General features: G+C 63.6%; 22 protein-coding genes. 11 read left to right on the plus strand and 11 right to left on the minus strand.

The window, feature by feature from the left end; all coding sequences use genetic code 11:
• Positions 1-4 precede the first annotated feature (4 nt).
• The 4 genes from RMN99_RS12140 (at position 5) to RMN99_RS12155 (ending at position 5,453) form a co-directional block, all read left to right on the plus strand.
• Positions 5-1,054 (plus strand): glycerophosphodiester phosphodiesterase family protein, encoded by a 1,050-nt coding sequence (locus tag RMN99_RS12140; protein ID WP_309623573.1) that lies wholly within the window; start codon positions 5-7, stop codon positions 1,052-1,054.
• A 201-nt stretch (positions 1,055-1,255) separates the two neighbouring features.
• Complete coding sequence (ileS, locus tag RMN99_RS12145) at positions 1,256-4,324, plus strand: isoleucine--tRNA ligase (RefSeq protein ID WP_309623574.1); 3,069 nt, start codon at positions 1,256-1,258, stop codon at positions 4,322-4,324.
• 193 nt (positions 4,325-4,517) lie between these two features.
• Positions 4,518-5,036 carry a signal peptidase II gene (lspA, locus tag RMN99_RS12150; protein ID WP_309623618.1) on the plus strand — a complete coding sequence of 173 codons (519 nt, stop codon included), beginning with the start codon at positions 4,518-4,520 and terminating at the stop codon, positions 5,034-5,036.
• Positions 5,037-5,039: 3 nt separating this feature from the next.
• Entirely contained in the window at positions 5,040-5,453 is a 414-nt protein-coding gene (locus tag RMN99_RS12155; RefSeq protein ID WP_309623575.1) for a DUF3035 domain-containing protein, read from the plus strand.
• 209 nt (positions 5,454-5,662) lie between these two features.
• Here the strand turns inward: RMN99_RS12155 and RMN99_RS12160 are convergent, their stop codons facing one another.
• Complete coding sequence (locus RMN99_RS12160) at positions 5,663-6,976, minus strand: hemolysin family protein (protein WP_309623576.1); 1,314 nt, start codon at positions 6,974-6,976, stop codon at positions 5,663-5,665.
• Between the two features lie 155 nt (positions 6,977-7,131).
• Here RMN99_RS12160 and RMN99_RS12165 point away from each other — a divergent pair, with 155 nt between their 5' ends.
• A complete protein-coding gene (locus tag RMN99_RS12165) occupies positions 7,132-7,824 on the plus strand; it encodes an OmpA family protein (RefSeq protein WP_309623577.1) in 693 nt (230 codons plus the stop codon).
• A gap of 77 nt (positions 7,825-7,901) precedes the next feature.
• Here the strand turns inward: RMN99_RS12165 and RMN99_RS12170 are convergent, their stop codons facing one another.
• The gene (locus tag RMN99_RS12170) at positions 7,902-8,699 is read right to left on the minus strand and encodes a 3'(2'),5'-bisphosphate nucleotidase CysQ (protein WP_309623578.1); all 798 of its coding nucleotides are present in this window, start codon (positions 8,697-8,699) and stop codon (positions 7,902-7,904) included.
• Between the two features lie 161 nt (positions 8,700-8,860).
• Here RMN99_RS12170 and sucC point away from each other — a divergent pair, with 161 nt between their 5' ends.
• From sucC to RMN99_RS12190, 4 genes are all read left to right on the plus strand, one after another.
• Positions 8,861-10,057 carry an ADP-forming succinate--CoA ligase subunit beta gene (sucC, locus tag RMN99_RS12175; protein WP_309623579.1) on the plus strand — a complete coding sequence of 399 codons (1,197 nt, stop codon included), beginning with the start codon at positions 8,861-8,863 and terminating at the stop codon, positions 10,055-10,057.
• Between the two features lie 77 nt (positions 10,058-10,134).
• A complete protein-coding gene (locus RMN99_RS12180; RefSeq protein ID WP_309623580.1) occupies positions 10,135-10,887 on the plus strand; it encodes an electron transfer flavoprotein subunit beta/FixA family protein in 753 nt (250 codons plus the stop codon).
• Positions 10,887-11,816, plus strand: coding sequence for an electron transfer flavoprotein subunit alpha/FixB family protein (locus RMN99_RS12185; RefSeq protein ID WP_309623581.1), 930 nt, complete (start codon positions 10,887-10,889; stop codon positions 11,814-11,816). Before RMN99_RS12180 ends, RMN99_RS12185 begins: the two co-directional genes overlap by 1 nt.
• Positions 11,817-11,888: 72 nt before the next feature.
• Positions 11,889-12,806 (plus strand): TonB family protein, encoded by a 918-nt coding sequence (locus RMN99_RS12190; RefSeq protein ID WP_309623582.1) that lies wholly within the window; start codon positions 11,889-11,891, stop codon positions 12,804-12,806.
• Here the strand turns inward: RMN99_RS12190 and RMN99_RS12195 are convergent.
• The 6 genes from RMN99_RS12195 to RMN99_RS12220 form a co-directional block, all read right to left on the minus strand.
• Positions 12,781-13,326 (minus strand): GNAT family protein, encoded by a 546-nt coding sequence (locus tag RMN99_RS12195; RefSeq protein WP_309623583.1) that lies wholly within the window; start codon positions 13,324-13,326, stop codon positions 12,781-12,783. The two genes, RMN99_RS12190 and RMN99_RS12195, sit on opposite strands and share 26 nt — an antisense overlap.
• Entirely contained in the window at positions 13,323-14,531 is a 1,209-nt protein-coding gene (locus tag RMN99_RS12200) for a DUF445 domain-containing protein (RefSeq protein WP_309623619.1), read from the minus strand. Before RMN99_RS12200 ends, RMN99_RS12195 begins: the two co-directional genes overlap by 4 nt.
• 68 nt (positions 14,532-14,599) lie before the next feature.
• Positions 14,600-18,094: an efflux RND transporter permease subunit gene (locus tag RMN99_RS12205; protein WP_309623584.1), complete on the minus strand. Its 3,495-nt coding sequence runs from the start codon at positions 18,092-18,094 to the stop codon at positions 14,600-14,602.
• A gap of 25 nt (positions 18,095-18,119) precedes the next feature.
• Positions 18,120-19,289 carry an efflux RND transporter periplasmic adaptor subunit gene (locus tag RMN99_RS12210; RefSeq protein ID WP_309623585.1) on the minus strand — a complete coding sequence of 390 codons (1,170 nt, stop codon included), beginning with the start codon at positions 19,287-19,289 and terminating at the stop codon, positions 18,120-18,122.
• A gap of 300 nt (positions 19,290-19,589) precedes the next feature.
• Positions 19,590-19,889: a DUF1153 domain-containing protein gene (locus RMN99_RS12215; protein WP_309623620.1), complete on the minus strand. Its 300-nt coding sequence runs from the start codon at positions 19,887-19,889 to the stop codon at positions 19,590-19,592.
• Positions 19,890-19,897: 8 nt separating this feature from the next.
• On the minus strand, positions 19,898-20,209 hold the full coding sequence (locus tag RMN99_RS12220) for a hypothetical protein (protein WP_309623586.1): 312 nt from the start codon (positions 20,207-20,209) through the stop codon (positions 19,898-19,900).
• Between the two features lie 139 nt (positions 20,210-20,348).
• On the opposite strand from RMN99_RS12220, the gene mnmA reads away from it, so the two are divergent.
• A complete protein-coding gene (mnmA, locus tag RMN99_RS12225) occupies positions 20,349-21,506 on the plus strand; it encodes a tRNA 2-thiouridine(34) synthase MnmA (RefSeq protein WP_409035255.1) in 1,158 nt (385 codons plus the stop codon).
• Here mnmA and RMN99_RS12230 read toward each other — a convergent pair.
• The 3 genes from RMN99_RS12230 to RMN99_RS12240 are packed head-to-tail and all read right to left on the minus strand — an operon-like array spanning position 21,491 to position 23,710.
• Positions 21,491-22,288 carry a class I mannose-6-phosphate isomerase gene (locus RMN99_RS12230; protein WP_309623587.1) on the minus strand — a complete coding sequence of 266 codons (798 nt, stop codon included), beginning with the start codon at positions 22,286-22,288 and terminating at the stop codon, positions 21,491-21,493. The two genes, mnmA and RMN99_RS12230, sit on opposite strands and share 16 nt — an antisense overlap.
• Positions 22,285-23,328: a mannose-1-phosphate guanylyltransferase gene (locus tag RMN99_RS12235; RefSeq protein WP_309623588.1), complete on the minus strand. Its 1,044-nt coding sequence runs from the start codon at positions 23,326-23,328 to the stop codon at positions 22,285-22,287. Before RMN99_RS12235 ends, RMN99_RS12230 begins: the two co-directional genes overlap by 4 nt.
• A 49-nt stretch (positions 23,329-23,377) precedes the next feature.
• A complete protein-coding gene (locus RMN99_RS12240) occupies positions 23,378-23,710 on the minus strand; it encodes a hypothetical protein (protein ID WP_309623589.1) in 333 nt (110 codons plus the stop codon).
• A 305-nt stretch (positions 23,711-24,015) separates the two neighbouring features.
• On the opposite strand from RMN99_RS12240, the gene RMN99_RS12245 reads away from it, so the two are divergent.
• A complete protein-coding gene (locus RMN99_RS12245; protein WP_309623590.1) occupies positions 24,016-25,134 on the plus strand; it encodes a serine hydrolase in 1,119 nt (372 codons plus the stop codon).
• Positions 25,135-25,139: the final 5 nt, after the last annotated feature.

The raw sequence follows: 25,139 nt of genomic DNA on the forward strand, positions 1-25,139 counted from the left end.
TACGATGAACAGCTGGTTGCGGCGCGCTGCCTTTGTTCTGGCACTGGCATTTCTGGTGATGACTTTCGTCAATGCCAGCTGGCTGGCCGACAAGCCCAAGGGCTATCCGCACCTGCTCTCGGTACGCGGGATCACCCAGCAGCCGGTCAAGCTGGACGCGCCGGACGGCCAATGCGCCGCGTTAAGCATCGAACCGCCGGTCCACGATTACATCGAAAACACCCTGCCCGCGCTGCAACGCGCCAGCGGAATGGGTTCGGCGATGGTCTTGGTCGATGTGAACGCCAGCGCCGACGGAAAGATTGTGCTATTCCGCGACAAGACGCTCGATTGCCGCACCAGCGGCACCGGCGATGTCGCCGCGCTTTCGCTGGTGCAATTGAAAGCGCTCGACGCCGGGCACGGCTACAGCGGCGATGGCGGCAAGACCTTCCCGCTGCGCGGGCTTGGCGTGGGCTATATTCCCACGCTTGACGAAGCCCTGGTGGCGCTGCCCAGCGAACCGATCCTGTTCAACCTTTCCGGCCGCGATGTCGCCGTGGCAGCCCGGCTGGTCGATGGCCTGCTGGCTGCCGGGCGCGAAGTGGAAACGCTCGGCGATGCCTTCATGGGCGATGAGGCCGTGCTCGCCCCGATCCGGCGCCGCTTCCCGAAAGCCTGGGCGTTGTCGATGGAAGCCGCGCGGCAATGCACCGGCGACTACATGCTGCAAGGCTGGCTGGGCATGAGCCCGGCGAGCTGCAAGGGCGGCACGATCCTGGTGCCGATCAACCGCCAGTGGCTGTTTGCCGGGTGGCCGAACCGCCTGATCGCGCGGATGGCGGCGGTGGACGCGCATGTGGTGGTCACCGGCCCGGCCAGCGATGGCGCCGAACCGCGCGGGCTCGATCTGCCCGAACAGATCGGCAAGGTGCCCGCCAGCTTCAACGGCTTTATCTGGGTGAGCGACCAATGGGTGATCGGCCCCGCGCTCCACCCCGCCGCCGATCGCCGCAACGGGCGTGAGAAGGCCGAAACCGAAGTGCTGGTCGCGAAGCGGCGCGAGAATAGGTAGGAAGAAGGGGGTTCACGCAGAGGGGTTATGCTGGGCCGCAGGCCCCTTCACCAGTCAAGACGTTGCGCCAACCGCAACATCTGATCAGACGAGGCGGCTTCGCCGAAAGCGCGGCATCTCTGCGCCTCTCCTTCTTCTCTGCGGCCTCTGCGCGAACCAAAAATTGCGCAACGCCGCCCACCTCGCTAAGGCCCGCCGGTCATGACAGAACAGCGCGATTATAGAGACACCGTCTTCCTGCCGAAGACCGAGTTCCCCATGAAGGCCGGCCTCCCCGCCAAGGAGCCGATCATTGCCGCGCGCTGGGAAGCCGAGAAGCTGTACGAACAGCTGCGCGATGCCCGCCGGGGCCGCGAGACCTTCATGTACCATGACGGCCCGCCTTACGCGAACGGCGACATGCATATCGGCCATGCGCTGAACCACACGATCAAGGACATGGTCTGCCGCACCCAGAACCTGCTGGGCAAGAACGCGCCCTATGTGCCGGGCTGGGATTGCCACGGCCTGCCGATCGAATGGAAGGTCGAGGAGCAGTACCGCAAGAAGAAACTCGACAAGGACGAGGTCCCCTTGCTCGAATTCCGCGCCGAATGCCGCGCCTATGCTCAGCACTGGGTCGACGTGCAGCGCGCGCAATTGAAGCGGCTTGGCGTGCTGGCCGACTGGGACAACCCCTACCTCACCATGCAGCCCGAGAGCGAAGCGACGATTGTTGCCGAGCTGCTCAAGTTCGCCACCTCGGGCCAGCTCTATCGCGGGGCCAAGCCGGTGATGTGGTCGCCCGTAGAGAAGACCGCGCTGGCCGAGGCTGAGGTTGAATACGAGGACATCGTCTCGACCCAGATCGATGTGGCATTCGAGATTGCTGAGAGCCGGTGTCAGGCAGTCCGTGGTGCCAAAGCCGTCATCTGGACGACGACACCTTGGACTATCCCAGTCAATCAGGCTTTGGCTTACGGACCCGAGCTTGAATATGCTGTTTGTCGGTTCGGAGACCGGATGGGCGACCACGATCGACCTTCGCCAGAAGGTGCGGTGGTCATTTCGTCTGGGCTTATAGAGCAGTTTGCGGGTCGAGCCGGTTTCCGTGTGATCCCAATGCAGATCATCAAAGGCTCCGATCTCGCCGGAACCATCGCTCGCCATCCGATGCATGCGCTAGGCGGGTTCTTTGCCGAGCCCCGCCCCATGCTGCCGGGCGACTTTGTCACCACCGACAGCGGCACGGGACTGGTGCATATGTCGCCCGATCACGGCGAGGACGATTTCGAGCTGTGCAAGGCGCATGGCATCGGCCCCAAGTTCGCGGTCGAAGCCGATGGCAAGTACCGCGAGGACTGGCCGTGGCTGGGCGGGCAAGGCAGCGTTATCAACCCCAAGTTCAACGCGCCCGATGGGCCGATCTGTGCGGACTTGCGCGAAGCGGGCGGGCTGCTGGCGGCCTCGGCCGATTACAAGCATAGCTACCCGCACTCGTGGCGCTCGAAAGCCAAGGTGATCTACCGCTGCACCCCGCAGTGGTTCGTACCGATGGACAAGCCGATTGACCCCTCCGGCGGCTTCGCCGCCACCTCCCCATCGCAAGTCGATGGGGAGAATCTAACGCAGCGTGTCTCCCCATCGACTTGCGATGGGGAGGTGGCAGCCGGAGCGGCTGACGGAGGGGTAACGCTCCGCCAGATCGCCATGGCCGAAATCGAGCGCGTCCAGTTCACCCCCGACAAGGGCCGCAACCGCATCGGTTCGATGGTTGCCGGGCGGCCCGATTGGGTGCTTAGCCGCCAGCGCGCCTGGGGGGTGCCGATCACGCTGTTCGTGCATAGGAAGAGCGGCGAATACCTCGTCGATCTAGAAGTGAACGAACGCATCGTTGCCGCCGTGCGCCAACAAGGCATCGACGCCTGGACGCCCGAGACCGCGCACAGTTTCCTCGGCGATGGCTATGACCACGATGAGTGGGAAGCGGTGCCCGACATTCTCGACGTGTGGTTCGATTCGGGCACCAGCCACGCCTATGTGCTCGATTCGGGGCGCTGGCCCGACCTGAGCTGGCCGGCGGACATCTATGTCGAAGGCAGCGACCAGCATCGCGGCTGGTTCCAGTCGTCCTTGCTCGAAAGCTGCGCCACCCGCGGCCGCGCGCCCTATGACCGGATCCTGACCCACGGGTTCACCATGGATTCCAAGGGCATGAAAATGTCCAAGAGCCTGGGCAACACCATCGATCCCAACAAGGTCATGGAAGTCTACGGCGCGGACATCATCCGGCTGTGGGCGCTGAGCGTCGATTTCACCGAGGATCACCGGATCGGCGATGAAATCCTCAAAGGCGTGTCCGACCAGTACCGCAAGCTGCGCAACACCTTCCGCTATCTGCTGGGCGCCTTGGAAGGGTTCAGCGAGGCTGAGCGGGTGCCGGTTGAGGCGATGCCCGAACTGGAACGCTATATGCTGGCGTTGCTGGCGCGGATGGATGCGGGCCTTCGTGAAGCGGTCGATAGCTACGATTTCAACACCTATGTCCGCACTCTGACCGATTTCTGCAACGAGGACCTCAGCGCGTTCTTCTTCGATGTGCGCAAGGACTGCCTCTATTGCGACGCGGCTTCGGACCCGAAGCGGATGGCCTACCGCACGGTGCTCGACACGCTGTTCCACGCCCTGGTCCGCTGGGCCGCACCGGTGCTGGTGTTCACCAGCGAAGAGGTGTGGGGGACGCGGTATCCGGATGGCGATTCGGTGCACCTCCTCGAATGGCCGGTGCTTCCTGCACTCAAAACAACCCGTCAGCCCGTGCTTGACACGGGCCAAGGCTTTTCTTCGCCAACCTTGGCGGAAGAGAGCCAAGCCCCGGATCAAGTCCGGGGCGACGAGTTGGTTGAAAGGTGGGCTTCACTTCGGGCACTGCGCTCTGAGGTATTGGAAACGATTGAGCCGTTGCGTCGCGACAAGCAGCTCGGTTCAAGCCTTGAGGCCGAGGTTACGCTGATCGAAGATGACAACCTCGCGATGCTGATGCGCGGTATTGATCTTTCAGAGCTGTTCATAAGTGCAAAGGTTCAAGCGCTGTCGCTAGAGACAGCTCAGAAAGACCTACCCCAAGCAACCTTCCGACGGTTTCCTGACTCCGGCGATTTGGTCGCAGTCACCCGCACCTCCCACCACAAATGCGGCCGCTGCTGGCGTCACCTGCCCGAGGTGACCGAGGACGGCGCGCTTTGTTCACGTTGCGATCAGGTTGTGAGCGGCATGGACGCGCACGCATGACCATGTCTCACTCCCGTCACCCTGAACTTGTTTCAGGGTCCATTTCGCGGCTCGCCCAGAGCCGTGGGGCGGGCGCAAACCTCGCGGTTGGCTTTTCATACGCCAGCTTCGGATACGCGGCGCGATGGATGCTGAAACAAGTTCAGCATGACGAATTGGGGTTAGGGTTTCGGATTCGGGGATCGCAATCGTGCTGACCCGCAACCGCAAGATCGGCCTTGGCCTGGCCGCCGCCGGCTTTGTTGCCGATCAGGCGCTGAAGGCTCTGGTCAACGGCCCGCTGGGGCTGGAAAGCGATGGCGACCAGATCGTGCTGACCAGCGTCTTCAACCTCACCCGCACCTCAAACTACGGCGTGTCGCTGGGGCTGCTGACCGCCGATTCGGATGCGATGCGCTGGATGCTGGTGGCGCTGACCGGAGCCATCGCGCTGGTCGTCGGGGTGTGGTTGCTGCGCGAGAAGAAACTGGGCGATATTTTACCCTTCGCGATGATTCTGGGCGGGGCGCTGGGCAACATTGTCGACCGGATTCGCTATGGCCACGTGGTCGATTATGCCGACCTGCATTTTGGCACATGGCGCCCGTTTCTGGTGTTCAACCTGGCCGACGCGCTGATCAGCGTGGGCGTGGTGATAATCCTTGCCCGCAGCCTGCTTATCCGCGAAAAGCCCAACCTTGATACTGCGGGCACGCCCGCGACGGAGATTTGAGAGATGCGTAAGACCACTGGCCTGATCCTGGTCACCACTTCATCGCTGCTGCTTTCGGCTTGCGGCGGCGGCGGGCTGTTCAACCGCCAGCGCCCCGATGAATTCGCCGTGCAGCGTCAGGCGCCGCTGGTGATCCCGCCCGATTTCGCGCTGGTTCCGCCCGCGCCGGGCGCGCCGCGTCCCAACGATACCAGCGCCGCCGCGCAGGCGCAGAGCGCGCTGTTCGGTGCGCCGCAGCCGCGCTCGGGCGTGGAAAGCACGGTCGGCAACAAGGCCGGCCTGGCCGCCCCGGCGATCCGCTCGACCGTGGGTGACAGCCAGACCAACACCGTCGACAAGGGCGAAGTGGTGCGCGATATCGTCGCCGCGCCCGAAGGCGATGGCCGCGAAGCGCAGACCAAGGCCGGCGGCAACTGAGCCCACTGGTTTTTTGAAATTCAAAGGGGCTCGCCGTTCGGCGGGCCCCTTTTGTTTCTCGCAAAGGCGCAAAGGCGCGAAGAGGTTTTCGTTCGCAGATGCTTTTCGCAATTCGCACAAGCGGATCGAAAATTCATCGATCAATCGGGGCGCTTCGCGCGGAAACTCGGCAACCGCCCACTTTGCGCCTTCGCGCCTTTGCGTGAATCCTATTCCTGGGTGGAGGCCATCGCCACCCGGCTGGCCAGCAGCTTGTCGATCTTGCGGCCATCCATGTCGATCACTTCGAAGCGCCAGCCCTGATCTTGGAAGTACTCGCCTTCGCGCGGCAGCTTCTTGAACACCGACAAGGCATAGCCCGCCGCGGTGGCGAAATCGCGATCGTCGGGGAAATCGAGCCCGAGCTGGTCGATCAGCGCATCAACCGGAAGCGAGCCCGACAACAGCAGTGAACCATCCTCGCGCGTGACCATCAGCGGGGCATCGCCTTCATCAAGATAGCTGGCAAAATTGCCGACAATCGCCGACAGCAGATCGGCCGGGGTGACCACGCCTTCGAGGTGGCCGTACTCATCATGGACCAGCGCCATCGCGACGCCGCTTTGCTGCAGGATCTTGAGCGCATCCATCGCATCAAGCTGATCGGGCAGGATTTCCGCCTTCTTGAGCAGCCGCGCCAGGTTGGGCTTCTTGCCCGCCAGCAGCACCGCCAGCACGTCCTTGACCTTGACCACGCCGACAATGTTGTCCGGGCTGGCATCGGTGACCGGCAGCAGCGAATGCGGGCTGTCCTTGATCGCGGCGCGCATTTCAGCCTCGCCGGCCTTGCGGTCGATTGTATCAAGTTCAGTGCGCGGGGTCATCAGTTCGCGCACCGGGCGCGTGGCCAGCCGCATGATCCCGGTCATGATCGCGCGCTCGTCCTCCTCGATCACGCCCGAACGGGTGGCCTCGGCGAAGACCAGCTGCAATTCCTCGGTGGTCAGCGCATGTTCGCCCTTGTGCGTCACCCCGGTGAGCCGCAGCAGCACATCGGACGACTTGTCGAGCAACCAGACGAACGGCGCGGTGATCCGAGCCACCACCGAAATCGGGATGGAGGCCAGCACCGCGATCTTTTCCGCCGCGCGCAGCGCCAGTTGCTTGGGCACCAGTTCACCCACTACCAGGCTGAAATAGGTGGTCAGCACGATCACCAGTGCAAAGCCGGCTTGTGGTGCCCAGCGATCTGGCACGCCAAGCGCGGCGAGCCGCTCGCCGGTCGGTCCGCCCAGGCTGGCACCCGAATAGGCACCGGCAATAATGCCCACCAGCGTGATGCCGATCTGCACCGCCGAAAGAAATTTGCCCGGATCGGCCGACAGCGCCAGTGCGGTGCGCGCGCCGCCATTGCCCTGTTCGGCCAGCAATCTGAGCCGCGCCGGGCGCGCCGAAACGATCGCCAGCTCGGACATCGAGAACAGGCCGTTTATCAGGATCAAACCTGCGATGATGAAAACGTCGGACCAGGGATAAGGTGTCACGCGGTGATCGGTAGCAGGTTTTGCGACAAAGGCGAAGACCGCTGGAGCGGAACCTTGGCCGGGCTAAAGCGTTGACATTGCAACCAGTCGGGTTCCATTCAGGTTCGCCGCCTTAAGGTTTTGACTTATCCTGATTTACGAAGGGGAAAAAGAGAATGACCAAGAACCGCAAGCTCGTAGCCTTGCTCGCTGCCACCGCCCTGATGGGCACTTCGGCCTGCGTTACCGATCCCAACACGGGTGAAAAGAAAGTCTCGCGCACTGCCATCGGCGGCGTTGGCGGGCTGGTTGTTGGCGGCCTGCTGGGCGGCCTGATCGGCGGCAAGACCGGCCGGATCGTCGGTGCCGGCATCGGCGGCGTGGCCGGCGCTGCAGTTGGCTATCAGATGGACAAGCAGATCAAGGAACTGAAGGAAACCACCGCCGGTTCGGGGATCGACGTCACCGAAACCGACAATGGCCAGGCTATCCTGGTCAACCTGCCCGACGGCGTGACCTTTGATGTTGGCTCCTACACGCTGAAGACCGCGTTCCGGAACACGCTTGATCAGGTTGCCACCAGCCTGATCCAGTATCCCAACAGCCTGATCGACGTTTATGGTCACACCGATTCGACCGGCAGCGACAGCTTCAATCAGACGCTTTCGCAGAACCGCGCCAATACGGTGATGAACTATCTCGTCTCCAGGGGCGTTCCTGCCGCGCGCCTGCGCGCCCAGGGCTTTGGCGAGACCATGCCGGTGGCCAGCAACGCCACCGTCGATGGCCGCGCCAAGAACCGGCGTGTCGAAATCAAGATCGTGCCGGTGACCACCGACGACGTGCGCGCTGCCCAAACCGGTCAGTAAGCTTCGGGTCCGTGACCCACGCTAAAGGGCCCGCCAGATCGGCGGGCCCTTTTTGCATGGTCACACTTTTTGCATGGTCACAACGGATCGGGCCCGATCTGCGAGAGAATCCGGGCGCGATCGGCCAGCCGGTCAATCGCGGCCTGGTGGATCAGCGGCGATGTTACCAGCACACCGAACGCGCGCGGATCGGGTTTGTTGAAGGCCAATGGCCCGCCAAAAGCATCGCTGACCGTCGCCCCCGCCTCACGCGCGATCAAGCACGCCGCGCCGATGTCCCATTCAAAGCCCCAGCGCAGCGACGCAACAAGGTCGGCCTCGTCGGCGGCCACCATCGCAATGCGCAGCGCGATCGAATTGGGCTGTTCCACCGCAACCAGGTCGAGATCGGCCTTGGGCAGGGCATGGGCGGGAACGCGCGCGCCGATCAGGCCCGGACGGCGCGATGCTGCCAGCCGCGCACCATTGCGCCAGGCCCCGCGGCCCGCTTCGGCCAGCCACATTTCATCGCGCGCCGGGGCGTGAAGGATACCTATCAGCGGGCGGCCGCCGCTGATCAGCGCAACCGAAACCGCCCAGCCGGCGCGGCCGCGGATGAAATCGCGGGTGCCATCGATCGGATCGACCAGCCAGATTAGCCCGCCGTCAAGCCGCTCGGGTGCATCGACGGTTTCCTCGCTCAGCCATCCGGCCGAAGGGAGCAGCGCGGCGAGCTGTTCCTTCAGGAAGTGGTCCACCGCCATGTCCGCAGCGCTTACCGGGCTCGCGTCGCTCTTGTCCCAGGTTTCCAGCGCGTGGCCGTGCCCTGGCCAGGCGGCCATGGCAATCCGGCCCGCTTCGCAGATGATCGCTTCCAGGCGCGCGCGATCAATCAAGCCTGCGGCCCGGCATTTATTGAGATCGGTTCGCAACTGGCGTTCATAAAACTGACCTTGGAGTCCTTTCAGGGTCTTTTCAACCACCCGGTGCTGTGCTTAGGCGGCCCGGCATGCGCGATTGCGCAACCCCTGCATAGCCAGTTGGAGTGACCTTTCCCATGAACATCCACGAATATCAGGCCAAGGAACTGCTCGCCACGTTTGGAATTGCGATTCCCAGGGGCATTGCGGCGATGACCGTGGAAGAAGCCGTGGCCGCCGCGAAGGTGCTGCCCGGCCCGCTTTATGTCGTGAAAAGCCAGATCCATGCCGGCGGGCGCGGCAAGGGCAAGTTCAAGGAACTGGGCCCCGATGCCAAGGGCGGCGTGCGCCTGGCCAAGAGCCTTGCGGAAGTCGAAGCCCACGCCAAGGACATGCTGGGCAACACCCTGGTGACGATCCAGACCGGTGATGCGGGCAAGCAGGTCAACCGGCTCTACGTCACCGACGGGGTCGACATCGGCAAGGAATACTACCTCTCGATGCTGGTCGATCGCGCCACCGGACGGATCGCGATGATCGCATCGACCGAAGGCGGGATGAGCATCGAGGACGTGGCGCACGACAGCCCTGAAAAGATCGCCACGATCACGATCGATCCGGCGCAGGGCTTCATGCCGCACCATGGCCGCGCGCTGGCTTTCGGGCTCAAGCTCAAGGGCGATCTGGCCAAGCAGGCGGCGGTGCTGGGCAAACAGCTCTATGATGCGTTCGTCGCGCTTGATTGCGAAATGATCGAAATCAACCCGCTGGCTGAATGCAGCGGCCAGTTGCTGGTGCTCGATACCAAGATGAGCTTCGATTCGAACGCGCTTTACCGCCATCCCGACGTGGTGGCGCTGCGTGATGTGACCGAAGAAGACCCGGCCGAGGTTGAAGCGAGCGAATACGACCTCGCCTATATCAAGCTCGATGGGAACATCGGCTGCATGGTCAACGGCGCGGGCCTGGCCATGGCGACGATGGACATCATCAAGCTGAACGGCGAATTCCCCGCCAATTTCCTTGATGTGGGCGGCGGCGCCAGCAAGGAAAAGGTCACCGCAGCGTTCAAGATCATCCTCAAGGATCCGGCGGTGAAGGGCATCCTGGTCAACATCTTCGGCGGGATCATGAAGTGCGACATCATCGCCGATGGCATCGTCGCCGCGGCCAAGGAAGTGAACCTTTCGGTGCCGCTGGTGGTGCGCCTTGAAGGCACCAACGTGGAGCTGGGCAAGGAAATCCTCGAGAATTCGGGCCTGCCGATCGTTTCGGCCAGCGATCTGGGCGATGCCGCCAAGAAGATCGTCGCCGAAGTGCGCAAAGCGGCATAACGGATCGTTAGGTTGACGTTTCCGTAAACGTAAACTAGGCGCTGCGGCGTCATTCAACTGTGAAAGGCTGGAATCACATGAAAGCCCTGGTCTGCGTAAAACGCGTGATCGACTATAACGTGAAGCCGCGGGTCAAATCCGACGGCACCGGCGTCGATCTTGCCAACGTCAAAATGAGCATGAACCCGTTCGACGAAATTGCGGTTGAGGAAGCTATTCGCCTGCGCGAAAAAGGCGTGGTGACCGAGATTATTGCGCTTTCGGTCGGCCCCGCCAAGGCCGCCGAAACGCTGCGAACCGCGCTCGCCATGGGCGCAGACCGCGCGGTGCTGGTGCAGGTTGATGACGGGGTTGAGGTTGAACCGCTGGCGGTCGCCAAGATCGTCAAGGGCGTGGCCGAAGAAGAAGGCGCGAGCCTGATCATCACCGGCAAGCAGGCGATCGACGACGATTCGAACCAGGTCGGCCAGATGGTCGCCGCCTTGATGGGCCGCCCGCAAGGGACCTTCGCCAACGAAGTATCGGTTGAAGGCGATTCGGTTGTGGTGAAGCGCGAAGTCGATGGCGGGCTGGAAACGGTCAAGCTGGCACTGCCCGCGATTGTCACCACTGACCTGCGCCTGAATGAGCCGCGCTATGCCTCGCTGCCCAACATCATGAAGGCCAAGTCCAAGCCGCTCGCCACCAAGGCACCGGCTGACTACGGCGTGGACATCGCGCCGCGCCTTAAGACGCTCAAGGTCAGCGAACCGCCGGTGCGCAGCGCCGGGATCAAGGTCGCCGATGTCGATGCGCTGGTCGCCAAGCTTAAAGAAATGGGAGTCGCCTGATGAAGACGCTCGTTTGGGTCGAACACGACAACGCCTCGGTCAAGGATGCTACCCTGGCCGTGGTCACCGCCGCTTCGCAGCTGGGCGAAGTGCACCTGCTGGTCGCGGGATCAGGCTGCATGGCCGTGGCCGATGAAGCTGCCAAGATCGCCGGGGTGGGCAAAGTCCACCTGGCTGACGACGCCGCCTATGCCAATGCGCTGGCCGAAAACGTCGCGCCGCTGGTGGCCGCTCTGATGGGTCACCACGATGCGTTCCTCGCACCTGCCACCACCACCGGCAAGAACATCGCCCCGCGCGTTGCCGCGCTGCTCGATGTGATGCAAATCAGCGATATCCTTTCGGTCGAAGGCCCCCAGACCTTCACCCGGCCGATCTATGCCGGCAATGCCATCGCGACTGTCGAATCGAGTGACGCCAAGCTGGTGATCACCGTACGCGGCACCGCCTTCGCCAAGGCTGAAGCCAGCGGCGGTTCGGGCACGGTCGAAGCGGTTGCCGCCATGGGCGATTCGGGCACCAGCACGTTCGTCGGCTCGGAAATCGCCAAGAGCGAACGCCCCGAACTGACCAGCGCCAAGATCATCGTCTCGGGCGGCCGCGCGCTGAAGGATGCCGAGACCTTCAAGGCCGTGATCTTCCCGCTGGCGGACAAGCTGGGCGCCGCGATCGGCGCCAGCCGCGCGGCGGTGGACGCAGGCTATGTCCCCAACGATTATCAGGTCGGCCAGACCGGAAAGATCGTTGCGCCGCAAGTCTACATCGCGGTCGGCATCTCGGGCGCGATCCAGCACCTGGCAGGGATGAAGGACAGCAAAACCATCATCGCCATCAACAAGGACGAAGACGCGCCGATCTTCCAAGTCGCCGATATCGGCCTGGTCGGCGATCTGTTCAACGTGGTGCCGGAGCTGACTGGCAAACTTTGAACTGAACTGTGCCGATCAAGACAAAGGCCCTGCTTCGGCGGGGCCTTTTCTTTTTTGTTGCATCTGGTTAGTATGAAAACGATCTTCGGAGAAGAACGGACGATGCGTGCGATGCTTCCTTTGATTGGTCTGGCTCTTGCCTTAGCGCAAATGCCTGCCAGTGCCGCCGACAAGGCACCGATTTCGCTGGCCAAAGCGAGCAAGTGGGAGATCAACTACGACGAGGATTCTTGCCACTTGTTCGCGCGCTTCGGCAGCGGGGATAGTGCGGCGCTGCTGGCACTAACGCGCACATCACCCAGCGATTGGCTGGAAATGTCGGTTTTTGGCGAGATGCTGAAGTTCGACGGGATCGCCATGCCGGTTGAAGTGGCATTCGGCAATCAGGCCACCCCATTCAAGCGCACCGGCGTCGCGATTACAACCGGCACGAACAAGCTTCCCGGGGTGATCGTCGAGGGTTTGCGGCTCGATGGCTGGGATTTCCCCGCAAAGCCGAAAGGCCCGGTTGTCGTTCCCGTTCTTGCACCGCAGACCGAAGCTGAAGTCACTTCAATCACGCTTAAGCGTCCGGGAGGTAAACGCTACCGGCTTGAAACGGGCTCGCTGGCCGCGCCGATGGCGGCGATGCGAGCCTGCACCGACGATCTGCTGGTCCATTGGGGTTACGACCCCAAGGTCGAGGCCGGACTAACCCGTCAGGCTGTACCGATCGGGAACATGGGGAGCTGGATACGATCCGAAGACTTCCCTGAAAAAGCGCTGACACGTGGCCATAACGGGTATGTCCGTTTCCGGCTCGACGTCGGTCCGGACGGCACGGTGACCGGCTGCCGGGTGCTGTTCCGCACCAATCCCGATGACTTCGCCGATCATTCCTGCAAGCTTTTGATGCAACGGGCGCGGATGACCCCGGCGCTCGACGCTGCCGGTAAGCCGGTGAAGAGCTACTACATGAGCCGGATCAAGTGGCAAGCGGGGGACTGGTAAGGCGCTCATACAGCACCAGCGGCTTGTCGCCCTCGATCTGGTGGTGGGCATAGCGCACAAAGCCCAGCTTGCCTGCCAGCGCATCCGACGCAAGATGGCCTTCCTCGATCATGCAGGCGATCCGCTGGGGGCCGTGGGCACCGTCGAACCAGGCGAGCGCTGCTTCCATCGCTTCACGAGCGATCCCCGCACCCTGGGCAGCCTGGTGCAGGATCCAGCCGGCTTCGGGTACATCATCAAGGCCCAAGTCCGCACCAAACCCGCGGTGGCTGCGGAACACGCCGCAGTTGCCGATGATTTTGGCCGTGCCGGCGCGGCGGACCATGAATGTGCCGTAGCCATGCAGCGCCCATGAACCGGCATTGCGGTGGAGGCGGTTGAAAGCATCCATTTCGGACGGCACGAAACTGCCCAGAAACGCCCGGGTCTCCTCCGCAAAAGTCAGGTCGAACAGATCGGCCAGATCGCCCAGCTGCGGCTGCCACAGTTCAAGCCGCGCGGTTGTCAGCAGCGGCGTCACAGCAGCACATCGACGGTATGGATCACCACCCCGACAAACCCGCCGACCAGCGTACCGTTGAGGCGGATGAACTGGAGATCGCGGCCGACCGCGCTTTCGAGCCGGGTGGTGATCGTATCGGCATCCCAGCGCTTGACCGTTTCGGAGACCAGCCGGACGATCTGGTTGCCATAGCGCACCGATATGCCGACCAGCGTGCGCCGCGCGAAACGGTTGATCTGATGCTGCAGGCGCGGATCATCGCGCAAATGGCGGCCAAGCTCGGTCAGCGCCTCGGCCAGTTGCCCGTTGCCCGCGCCGGCCGGACGCCGCAAACGTTCCAGCATCGCGCTGCGCAGCCGTTCCCACACGCTTTGCCACCACACCGAGACCGCCGGGTTGGCGATCAGCTCGGCCTTCAGCCGTTCAATCTTGGCGCGCAGCTCCGCATCGTTCTGCAAATCATCGGCCAGCTTGGCGAGGCCTTCTTCAACCTTGCCGCGCAGCGGATGATCGGGATCGACAATCACTTCGGCGAGCAGCTTGTAAACCCCGTCGAGCACCGAATTGGCCAGCGTTTCATCCAGCCCGGTCCAGCGCAGCACGGCATTGGTGCGGCGGTGGATCATCTCGCGGATCAGCTCTTCGTTGTCCTCGATCGTCAGGCCCGACCAGCGCACCAGCGATTCGATCACCGGCATATGCCGTTTGTCGGCAATCGCGGTGGCCAGCATCTGCCCGATCAGCGGCGAGACTTCGAGTTTGTCGAGCTGACGAAACAGCCCCCCGCGGACCTGGCTGCCGAGCCGTTCGGGATCAAGCGATTCGAGCACCTGCGCGGCGAGGTCCGCCGCACCGTCGCGCAGCCGGGTGGAACCGCCCTTGCCCGGATCGGCCAGCCAATCGCCCGCCGCGCCGGCCAGGTTCATCGCTCTGAGGCGCCGCGCCACCACCGGCGGGATCAGGAAATTATCCTGCAGAAACTGCGCCATCGTATCGGCGATGCGGTCCTTGTTTTCGGGCACAATCGCGGTGTGCGGGATTGGCAGGCCGAGCGGACGGCGGAACAGCGCGGTCACCGCAAACCAATCGGCCATGCCGCCGATCATCCCGGCCTCGGCGAAGGCCAGGACATAGCCCCAGGCCGGATGCATGCCCTGGAACTGGCGTGCGCCCAGGAACAGGGCGGCCATGGCCCCGACCAGACCGGTCGCGACCCGGCGCATGGTGCGGGCCCGATCGGGCAGCGGGGCGCTGACCGGGCGGCGCCAACGCGCGCGAGGCAGCGATGCGCTCACTCTGCCGGCAAAGGGCCTTCGCCGCGCCTGCTGGCTGGCGTAGCCAAGGGCGTAGGCGCAGCCCTGGCCGGCGCCGGATGCACGAACGGCGTCGCAGCGGCATCCTCGTCACCTGGAGTATAGGTCAGGAAGAGCCGCCGCAGTTTTGGTCCGATCCGCTTCTCGAACCCGTCTGCCAGACTGAAACCGGCCGGCACGATCAGCAGCGTCAGCAGCGTCGAAAGCAGCAGTCCGCCGATCACGATCGTGCCCATTGGCTGGCGCCATGCCGAATCGCCGCCCAGCGACAATGCGGTCGGGACCATCCCGGCCGTCATCGCCACGGTGGTCATGACAATTGGCTGTGCGCGTTTGTGGCCGGCGTCCAGGATCGCCTCGTATTTCGGCACGCCTTTCGCCATTTCCTCGATCGCGAAATCAATCAGCAGGATCGAATTCTTGGCGACGATCCCGAACAGCATCAGGATCCCGATGAACACCGGCAGTGTCACCTCCTGCCCGGCCAGGAACAGCGCGATCAACCCGCCAAGCGGCGCCAGGAACAGCGATGCCATGTTGACGAGGGGCGAGACGAAGCGGTGATAGAGCAGCACCAGAACGGCCAATACCAGCAAAAACGCCGATCCCAGCGCAATCTGGAAACTTGTGATCAGCTGCTGAAAAATCTCATCGGAGCCGAACGGCTTCTTGCTTACCCCAACTGGCAAATTCTGCATGACCGGCAGCTTTTCGATCGCCTGCTTGATCGGGCCCTCCTTGGCACCGGGCGCCAGATCGGCGCCGACGAAAACACGTCGTTCCTGATTGAAGCGGCGAATGGAAACCGGTCCGGAACCGAAGCTGATATCGGCAACGCTTGCCAGCGGCACCGAACCGCCGGTGGCGGTTTGCACTGGCAGGTTCTTGATGACCGACAGATCGCGCCGCGAATCTTCAGACAACCGCACCCGGATCGGGATCTGCCGATCCGACAGCGAGAATTTGGCCGCGTTCTGGTCGATGTCCCCGATCGTGGCGATGCGGATCGTCTGGCTGAGCGCTGTGGTTGTAACCCCGAGGCTCGCTGCGAGGTCCTGCCGCGGCGTGATGACCAGTTCAGGTCGGCGCGTGTCGGCCGCAACCCGGGGCGCCACCACGCCGGGAATCGCTTTCATCTCATCGGCCAGTTTTGTGGCCGTCGCTTCAAGTGCGACCGAATCCGCTCCGGTCAGCATAACCGAGATCGGCCGTCCAATCCCCGGAGGGCCTGCCTGGAACAAGGCCTGGAAGTTCACCCGGGCATCGGGAATCAACTGGAGCTTGGGGGTCAGCCCGCGTTCAAATTCCTGGCTGCTCTTGCTGCGATCTTCCTTCAGCGTGATGAAAATTGACCCGCCGCCTTCGCGGATGCGTTCCTGGACACGATCCACTTCGGGCTGGGACGTCACCAGCTGGGCAACCTGCGCCGAGACCTCTTCGGTCTGCTTGAGGGTCGTACCCGGGACCATTTCAATTGTAATGCGGCTGAAATCGCTGTTCTGTTCGGGGAACAGCTTTTGCGGAAGGATGGCAAACAAGACGCCGGACAGCACGAGCGCAAAGAAGGCAACGCCGAGCATCCAGACCCGGTGATCGCGAAGCCGCGCGCCCAGGCGCAGGGCCCAGAACCGGTTCCAGGCGAAAAACCCGGCATCGCGTTGCCGGATCGCCAGGTTGACCAGCGCGACCAATACCGTCTGAACAAGAAACACCAAACCATACGCGATCGGAGCACCCAGAAGCAGCGCAGCCAAGACCAGGCCCACGCCCGGACCCTTGGCAACTTCGCCGACAACGGGTTCACTGCGCAGGATGAATGGAGACAGCGCAACAAAGATCGCCGCCAGCCCCGGCAAGAGATGATAGAGCGGCGAACCGCGCACAATTTTGACTTTCGAGCGCAGTTCCCGGTGCTTGCGGTTATCAAGGCTGAAGTGGAGCAACTGCTCGTAGCGGTCCATCCAGATCCCGCCGCCATGCTCGGCCGGCCCGGCCGGCTTGAGGAAGTAGGCGGCGATCATGGGCGTGATCATCCGGGCTACCGCCAGACTGATCAGTACCGAAACCACCACAGTCCACCCGAAATTGAAGAAGAACTGACCGGGGATCCCGGGCATCAACCCAACGGGCAGGAACACGGCAACGATCGAGAACGTTGTGGCGACAACCGCAAGGCCGATCTCGTCGGCCGCGTCGATCGCCGCCTGATAGGCGCTTTTGCCCATCCGCATATGCCGCACGATATTCTCAACCTCGACGATCGCATCGTCGACCAGCACCCCGGCGACCAGCCCCAGCGCCAATAGCGACATCTGGTTGAGCGTGATCCCCAACATGTCGATGAACCAGAAGGCGGGGATTGCCGAAAGCGGGATCGCGATCGCCGAAATCATCGTCGCGCGCCAATCGCGCAAGAAGAAGAACACCACGATGACCGCCAGAATGGCGCCTTCGATCATCGCCGCCATCGAACTTTCGTACTGTTCCTTGACGTAAGGGACGGTGGTGAACAGCTTGGTGAACTTCACGCCCGGATTGTCGGCCTCGATCTTGTCGAGCCGGGCGACGGCGGCATCATAGACCGAAACATCGGATTCGCCGCGACCACGGGCGATCCCGAACGTCACGGCGGATTTTCCGTTGGTTTTGCCAAGCGAGGTGACTTCGCTGTAGCTGTCGGTCACGGTGGCGATGTCGGAAAGTTTGATGGTCCTGCCGCTGCCCAGCGGAATATCGGTCTGCGAGAGTTGATAGGCGGTTGCCGCATTCCCGAGCACGCGAACGGACTGCCGCGAACCGCCAATTTCAGAGCGCCCGCCGGCCGCGTTGATGTTGAGCTGGCGCAACACCTGGTTGATCTGTCCGGCCGAGACGCTGTTGGCCTGCATCTTGCCGGGATCGAGAATGACCGCAATTTCGCGGGTCACACCGCCGCCGCGATTGACCTGGGCAAGGCCGGGCACGCTGAGCAGATTCTTGGTCACCGTATCATCAACGAACCATGACAGCTGTTCGAGCGTCATGTCGTCGGCCATGGCCGAGAAATAGCCGATCTCGTCGCTGGAGATTTCGACCTTGAACACTTCGGGTTCAAGGATCCCGTCGGGCAGGCCGCCCCGGGCCTGGTCAACGGCGGTCTTGACGTCGTTCAGCGCCTCGATGACATCGGTTCCGATTTCGAATTCGATCGAGGTCTCGCTATTGCCTTCGCGCGCCGTGGAGCTGATGTTATTGACGTGCTGGAGCGATTGCAGCGACGCTTCGATCTTCTGGGTGATCTGGTTTTCGATCTCGGTCGGCGCGGCGCCGGGTTGACTGATCGAAACAATCACCAGCGGAAATTCGATATCCGGATCGTTTTGCACCTTCATTTGCGAAAAGGTGACCATTCCGCCCAAAATCAGCCCTATGAACAGGACGATCGGCACAACCGGGTTGCGGATGCACCAGGCAGAAATGTTCTGAAAGTTCATCTGCGCGCTCCTGCTCTGTGCGGCATCAGGGCTTGGGCGCGACGGGCTTGATCGTCTCGCCCGGCTGGAGGAAGCCGCCGGCGCGCAGCACCACGCGCTCGCTGCCGTTCAGGCCTTCGGCAATGACGATCCCCTGCGGGGTGATCTGGCCCTGCTTGACTGTGCGGCGCTCAACCTTGTTGTCCTTGCCAACGATATAGACGTAGCTGCCCGTCGTATCCGAAAGCACGGCGGATTCAGGCAGCAGCGGTGCCACCATGGTGCCAGACTTGATCCGCACCGAGGCAAAGCCGCCGGGGCGCAGTTCCGGGGCATAGGCCAGCGCGATCCGGGCCGTGCCCTGACGGCTGACCGGGTCAATCACCGGTGCGATCTGCCAGACCTGGCCGATAAAAGTCTTCTGGCCGCCGACCGGCACGACTTCCGCGCTTACCCCTGCGCTGAGACCGGCAAGGTCTAGCTCGCCAAGCTTGGCTTCAAGTTCCATTTCGCCGCCCTTGGCGATGCGGAACAGCACGCCAGAGCCGGCACTGACCACCTGCCCGGGTTCAATCCGGCGTTCGAGCACCAACCCGGCGGCGGGCGCGACGACATTAAGCCGCCGCGACTGGGCGTTGAGCACGCCAAGCTGGGCATTGGCGACGCGCACCTGGGCAAGGGCGGCATCGCGCTGGGCACGCAGCCGATCCACTTCGGCCTTGGAAATAAAGCCCTTGCCGACCAGTTGCAGCGCGCGCTGGTAGTTCGCCTCGGCCAGATCAGCATTGGCGCGGGCAACCTGGATCTGCGCGGCCTGGCTGCTTTGCTGCTGGACCTGAACCGAACGATCAATCACCGCCAGGGTCTGCCCGGCGCGGACCCACTGGCCCGGTTCGACCAGCACGGCCAGAACCTGACCACCTTCACCCGCGATGCCCACCGGCAATTCGCGCCGCGCCGCCAGCGTTCCGGTGGCGTTGATCGTGCCTTCAATCGTCGTGCGGCCCGGCGCGATCACGGTGACGGCAGGCACCTGATCCTTGCTGCTCGCTTCCGCGCCTGGTTCGGCGCGGTGATTGATGAACCAGATGCCAATCAGCACGGCCAGGGCAACAAGGCCGCCGAAAATCCAGCGCCACCGCGCTGAACGATCCACTTCCTCGTCAAGCAGCGGGTTATGCTCACCTTGTGAAACATAGGTCGTTTCGACGTTCATCGGTCGTGCTGCCCTTATCGCTTGGTTGGCTTGTTCGGCCCCGAGCTGAGAACGCCCTGCGCCGAACTGTATTACAGTCCTAAATCACCTGCCGCAAGCCTTCGTTGCACCCGGATTCCGGGCAGGTACCACAAGCGCCGGGCCTAGGCGCTTTGGCGCGCCCGGGGCAATGCGTACATCGGGGAACGGCTGATATTGCCCGACGGACGGTGCGCAGCGGCAACACCGGGGTCGCCAGAATGCAAACGGCCGGCGCAGCGATCACGCTGCGCCGGCCGTCAAGCCAGGTTTCGATGCGGCTCAGTACTTGAGCTGGCGCTCGTATAGATCGCGGTAGTGCTGGATCCGCGTGACGCGCAGGCCCTGCATCCCCGAACGGTCGACCGCGCGCTGCCACGAGGCGAACTCTTCGAGCGTCAGGGTATAGCGCTCGCACACCTCGTCGATCGTCAGCAGTCCGCCATTGACCGCCGCGACAACTTCGGCCTTGCGCCGCACCACCCAGCGGGTGGTGTTGGGCGGCGGCAGCGAATCAACTGTCAGCGGCTCGCCGAGCGGGCCAATCACCATTGCAGGTCGGATCTTCTGGTTCTCGATCATCATAATCCTCAATCGCCGACCTTGGAGTGTTCGGCGACGGCAGCAGCATTGCGGCATGCGGCTTTGCCATCTGTTGAATCGTTTAGGTTAACGCGCCGTGAGGGTTTGGCAGCGGGATCAACCGTGCCGGCCCATTGCGTAAAATCCCCCCCGGGCGCGCGCCGATGCGAATCGGCTGCGGCCAGTTCCTTGCGCGCAGCGTGCGCCGCGCTCAGCCGGGCATGCAGCCCGGTCCAGTCGAACCCGCTGGATTCAAGCGCAATTTCGCTGGAGCGAACGCGCCCGCGCAGGCCTGCCATGAAGGAATGAGTAGCTTCCATAGGCCTGACCATAGGGGCCCATGGTCAAGATCGGGTAAAGCCCGGCTTTACCAAGTGTTGAGAATGCTTACCGAATTGCCGCGCCCCTTTGCCGCAGCCCTTTGCCTCGCCCGCGGCGCAGTGTAAGGGCCGCTGCGCCATGACCACGCTCGCCTATGAACTTCCTGCAATGGACGAACTGTTCCAGCTGGCCGCCCCGCTGGCGGGCCGGCGCATTGTCGTTGCCATGTCGGGCGGGGTCGACAGTTCGGTGGTTGCCGCGCTGGCCGCGCGCAGCGGCGCCGAAGTGATCGGCGTGACGCTGCAGCTTTACGATTACGGCGCGGCCAGTGCCCGCAAGGGGGCATGCTGCGCCGGTGACGATATCCGCGATGCCCGGGCCGTTGCCGACCGGCTCGGCATCGCGCACTATGTGTTCGATCACGAAAGCCAGTTCCGCGCGGAAGTGGTCGAGAATTTCGCCGACGAATATATGGCCGGGCGCACCCCGATCCCCTGCATCCGCTGCAACATGGGACCCAAATTCACCGATCTGTTCGCCATGGCGCGGGAACTGGGCGCCGATTGCCTCGCCACAGGGCACTACGTGCGCCGCGTGATCGGTCCGGCCGGCCCGGAACTGCATCGCGCGCTAGATCCAGCCCGCGACCAAAGCTATTTCCTTTACGCCACCACCGAAGCCCAGCTTGATTACCTGCGTTTTCCGCTGGGCGGCCTGCCCAAGACCATGGTTCGCCAGATCGCCGAAGCCGAAGGCCTGCGCGTGGCGGCCAAGCCCGACAGTCAGGACATCTGTTTCGTTCCCGATGGCGATTATGCCAAGATCGTCCGGTCACTCCGCCCCGAAGCGGACGACGGCGGTCCGATCATCCATGCGACGAGCGGCGAAGTGCTGGGCCAGCACAAGGGGATCATCCACTATACCGTCGGCCAGCGCCGCGGGCTGGAAATCGGCGGGCTGGCCGAACCGCTCTATGTGGCCGGGATTGATGCAGAAAAGCGCGCAGTACTGGTCGGGCCAAAACGGCTACTGGCAGTTTCGGCGGCACACATTGTCGAAACGAACCGGATCGGGCCGCTGCAGTCCGGTCCGCTGAGCGCCAAGGTCCGCTCGCTGGCCAAGCCGGTTCCGGTGACGATCGAGGGCGAAGTGGGGCACGGCAGCGCCTGCCTGATCCGCTTCGAAAACCCCGAATACGGCGTTGCCCCCGGGCAAGCCGCAGTCATCTATGCGGGTGACCGCGTTGTCGGCGGCGGCTGGATTTCCGAAACGCTGCGGCTTCAGCCGAGCGGCTGAGTGATCAGCGAAAGGCCGGGCCCGAAAGCGGCCGCACCGATCGATTCGGCCAGCGCACAATCGCCCGGCAGAACGGTCTCGCCATTGACCGCCAGCGGCACATCGAGCGGGAGGACCAGCACCGGCCCGCGATAGCGCGCGGCAGTGGCGGCACCAGGCGCGCCGTCCAGCCGGTCGAGCCGGAAATGCGGACCTTCGACCAGTGTCTCGCTGCCGCTGGCTGCAACGTGGCGGTGCAGCGCACCGGGATAGGGCGCGCCTTGCGCCACCTTGATCCCGGCGTCGAGGTGCAGTTCGCGTGGGCGGCCGTAATCGTAGAGGCGATAGGTGATGTCGCTGTTCTGCTGCACCTCGATCAGGCTGACACCAGCACCGATCGCGTGAACGGTGCCGGCGGGAATATAGAAGAAGTCGCCGGCCTTCACCTTATGCCAGTCGAGCAACTGTTCGATTGAACCGTCCAGTGCGGCGGCGCGCAATTGAGCTTCATCCAGCGCGCGGATGAAACCGATGCCCAGCTTCGCGCCCGGCTCGGCTGCGGTGACGTACCAGCACTCCTCCTTGCCGCGCGATCCGGCGGGAGCCTGTGCATCCGCCGGGTGGACCTGAACCGACAGCGCCGCACCGGTGAAGAGGTATTTGACCAGCAGCGTATCGAGTGCGGGCGGCGGGGTGAACCAGACTTCGCCGATCCGCTCGCCCGGCGGGGAAACGAACGGCGCGGGAAGTGTGTCGACCCCCCACGGCCGCGGCGACAGCGTGGTGGCGAGCTTGACGCTCATTGGTTGGCTGCTCCGGACAATCGGCCGACCAGCTGGGTTCCGGCGCGGGTGGTGACCAGCACGTCATCGCCATCGACCACGATCACCACGTCTTCAAGCCCGATTGCCGAGACCCGCGGTCCATCGGTTTCGACCAGAACATTGCGGCAATCGACCAGTTCGGCGCGGCCGGTCACGCTGTTGCCGGCGGCATCGCGCGCGCGCGCAGCCAGCAGCGCGTCCCAGTTGCCGATGTCCGACCAGCCCATGTCAGCGGGGACCATCGCCGCGCGGCTGGTGTTTTCCATCACCGCATAATCCACCGATTCGCTGTCGATCCGGGCAAATTCGTCAGCTCCGGGGTAGAACCGCTGGCCGATGGCGCGGCCCGCCGCCACCGCGCCGCGCGCCGCTGCTGCGATTGCCGGGCGATGCGCCGCAAGTTCGGCCAGGAAGGCACCGACGCGGAAAGCGAAAATTCCGCCGTTCCAGGTATAATCACCGCTCGCCACAAAGGCCTTGGCGCGCTCAAGATCGGGTTTTTCAACGAACCGCGCGACTTTGAAGCCAAGATCGCCGATCGGCGCGCCGCGCTGCAAATAGCCGAAGCCGGTCTCCGGGCTTTTCGCCTCGATCCCGAACGAGACCAGCCAATCATCGGCAGCCAGCGCCGCGGCGGCGCGCGCGGCGGCCTGGAACGCAGCCACATCGGCAATGTGGTGATCGCTCGGGCAGACCAGCATCACGTCATTTTCAGGCAGGCGCAGTGCGGCCAGCGCAATCGCGGCCGCGGTGTTGCGCGCGCTCGGCTCGACGATCACTTCAGCATCGGCATTGGCGCCAAGCTGGGCCTCGACGTGATCCAGATGCGCGGTGCCGGTGACCACTACCGGCGGGGCAAACCCCGCCTCGGCAGCGCAGCGTCCGGTGCTCTGCTCGAACAGCGTGGTGTGGCCGATCAACGGCAGGAACGGCTTGGGCTTGGTTGCGCGGCTGCGCGGCCACAGCCGCGTACCGCTGCCGCCACAAAGGATAACAGGGTGAATCAGGGTCTCACTCATCGTCATGATTGCCTAACTGGAATGGTCGGGCCTTGCCCGCACTAACGGATCAGTCCTGCCACGGTTCCAGCTGGCAGCCCAGCCCCGGGCGATAGGTTGCGGTCTGACTGGCCAGCAGCGGAAAGCGCGCGGTGACCGATCTGGCAGCAGCATCTTCGCTGAGCATGACCAGTTCCATCCCGGCTTCGAAGTCCTTCTTGCAATCGCCCAGCGCGCGCCCGCCGATATAGCGGCATGAGCATGCCACCCGCGCGCCATAGGCCGACGCGGTCTTGGCATAGGCATTGAGCGGACCCCAGAACCACACCGCCAGGCCCACCACCAAAGCCAGACCCAGCATCAGCATGCGGCGGCGAAATGGCGATCGGGTGTCAGGACGCATGCCGGCTACCAGCACCTTCGAGGCGCCCAAATGGCGAACAGATCGGACCGAAGCGAGCGCGGCAGGGGCTGGTTGCCCCTGCAGGCGAACTTCGGTTCGAGATGGAAGCCATTTGGGCGTCCCATGCGGATTTGGCCAAAATGGCCCATCCCGGCGTCGATCGGCCTCGCAATATCGACATATGGCGTCGTCCTCTCTCCTTGTGCTGGGCCATTTTGACTCAAACCTCGAAGGCGCTGGTAGCCGGTATGCGTCCTTAGGTTAACGGTTGCCATGGGCGGGCCTTTAAGCGAGTGAAGCGCGCGATGACCGTGCGCCGCCTGTCCCTTATCGCGCCCTGGCTGATGCTGCCAGCCCTGATCGGCTGCGGTTCATCGGGCAAGGCGCCGCCGCCCCCGCCGCTCAGTGAAACCGCCATGGCTGCGGTGGTCGACAAGCCGGGGGCCAACCGCGAGGCTCTGGCGCGCGCGGTCGATGATCTGTTTACCCGCGATGACATGGCCGAGACCCGCGCCGTGGTGGTGCTGAAGGATGGGCGGATTGTCGCCCAGCGCTATGGCCCGGGCTATCACGAGAACACCCGCTTCATTTCCTGGTCGATGGCCAAGACGGTGACTGCGGTGATGATCGGCATGCTGGTAGCCGATGGGCGGCTGCGGCTGGATGAGGGCGTGCCGATCCCGGCGTGGCAGCGGCCCGGCGATGCGCGCGGCGAGATTACCTTGCGCCAGCTGCTGCAGATGCGTTCAGGCCTCAAGCATGTCGAGGAAAGCGATCCGCCTTATGATGCCGATACCGTGCGGATGCTGTTCCTCGACGGGCGCGACAACATGGCCGCCTATGCCGAGGCTCAGCCGCTCGAGGATGAACCGGGCAAGCGGTTCGAATATTCTTCGTCGACCACGGTGATCCTCGCCGATCTGGCGGCGCGGTCGCTGGCCACCAGCCAGGATCCGGCCGAACGCACCCGGATGGTGAGCGATTACCTCAAGACCCGGCTGTTTGATCCGCTCGGCATGAAAAGCATGGTGCCCGAATTCGATGCGGCCGGCACACTGATCGGTGGCAGCCTGATCCACGGCACCGCACGCGACTGGGCCCGGCTTGGCGAATTCATGCGCAATCGCGGCGCGATCCAGGGCGCACAGCTGGTCCCGTCAAGCTGGATCGATTTCATGACCGCGCCCAGCCCGGCCAATCCCGGCTATGGCGCGCAGACCTGGCTCAACCGCCCGCAGCCCGGTGGTGCCCCGCTGTGGGCGGGCCTTCCGGCAGGAGTCTTTTCGCTGAACGGACATGTCGGCCAGTTCGTGGTCGTTTCGCGCAGTAACGGGGTGACGGTGGTGCGCCTTGGCAAGACCCCCGATGGGCAGCACCAGCCGGTGCGCGAAGGGATCGTGCGGATCGTGCAACTCTTCAGGTAGCGATC

It is taken from the genome of Novosphingobium sp. (assembly GCF_031417815.1).
In the GTDB taxonomy this organism is placed as follows: domain Bacteria; phylum Pseudomonadota; class Alphaproteobacteria; order Sphingomonadales; family Sphingomonadaceae; genus Novosphingobium.

Coding starts and splice junctions, on each gene's coding strand:
- RMN99_RS12140 (WP_309623573.1), top strand. CDS start 5: ATGAACAGCTGGTTGCGGCGCGCTGCCTTTGTTCTGGCACTGGCATTT.
- ileS (WP_309623574.1), top strand. CDS start 1,256: ATGACAGAACAGCGCGATTATAGAGACACCGTCTTCCTGCCGAAGACC.
- RMN99_RS12155 (WP_309623575.1), top strand. CDS start 5,040: ATGCGTAAGACCACTGGCCTGATCCTGGTCACCACTTCATCGCTGCTG.
- RMN99_RS12165 (WP_309623577.1), top strand. CDS start 7,132: ATGACCAAGAACCGCAAGCTCGTAGCCTTGCTCGCTGCCACCGCCCTG.
- sucC (WP_309623579.1), top strand. CDS start 8,861: ATGAACATCCACGAATATCAGGCCAAGGAACTGCTCGCCACGTTTGGA.
- RMN99_RS12180 (WP_309623580.1), top strand. CDS start 10,135: ATGAAAGCCCTGGTCTGCGTAAAACGCGTGATCGACTATAACGTGAAG.
- RMN99_RS12185 (WP_309623581.1), top strand. CDS start 10,887: ATGAAGACGCTCGTTTGGGTCGAACACGACAACGCCTCGGTCAAGGAT.
- RMN99_RS12190 (WP_309623582.1), top strand. CDS start 11,889: ATGAAAACGATCTTCGGAGAAGAACGGACGATGCGTGCGATGCTTCCT.
- RMN99_RS12200 (WP_309623619.1), bottom strand. CDS start 14,531: ATGCGCCGGGTCGCGACCGGTCTGGTCGGGGCCATGGCCGCCCTGTTC.
- RMN99_RS12205 (WP_309623584.1), bottom strand. CDS start 18,094: ATGAACTTTCAGAACATTTCTGCCTGGTGCATCCGCAACCCGGTTGTG.
- RMN99_RS12210 (WP_309623585.1), bottom strand. CDS start 19,289: ATGAACGTCGAAACGACCTATGTTTCACAAGGTGAGCATAACCCGCTG.
- RMN99_RS12215 (WP_309623620.1), bottom strand. CDS start 19,889: ATGATCGAGAACCAGAAGATCCGACCTGCAATGGTGATTGGCCCGCTC.
- RMN99_RS12220 (WP_309623586.1), bottom strand. CDS start 20,209: ATGGAAGCTACTCATTCCTTCATGGCAGGCCTGCGCGGGCGCGTTCGC.
- mnmA (WP_409035255.1), top strand. CDS start 20,349: ATGACCACGCTCGCCTATGAACTTCCTGCAATGGACGAACTGTTCCAG.
- RMN99_RS12230 (WP_309623587.1), bottom strand. CDS start 22,288: ATGAGCGTCAAGCTCGCCACCACGCTGTCGCCGCGGCCGTGGGGGGTC.
- RMN99_RS12235 (WP_309623588.1), bottom strand. CDS start 23,328: ATGAGTGAGACCCTGATTCACCCTGTTATCCTTTGTGGCGGCAGCGGT.
- RMN99_RS12240 (WP_309623589.1), bottom strand. CDS start 23,710: ATGCGTCCTGACACCCGATCGCCATTTCGCCGCCGCATGCTGATGCTG.
- RMN99_RS12245 (WP_309623590.1), top strand. CDS start 24,016: ATGACCGTGCGCCGCCTGTCCCTTATCGCGCCCTGGCTGATGCTGCCA.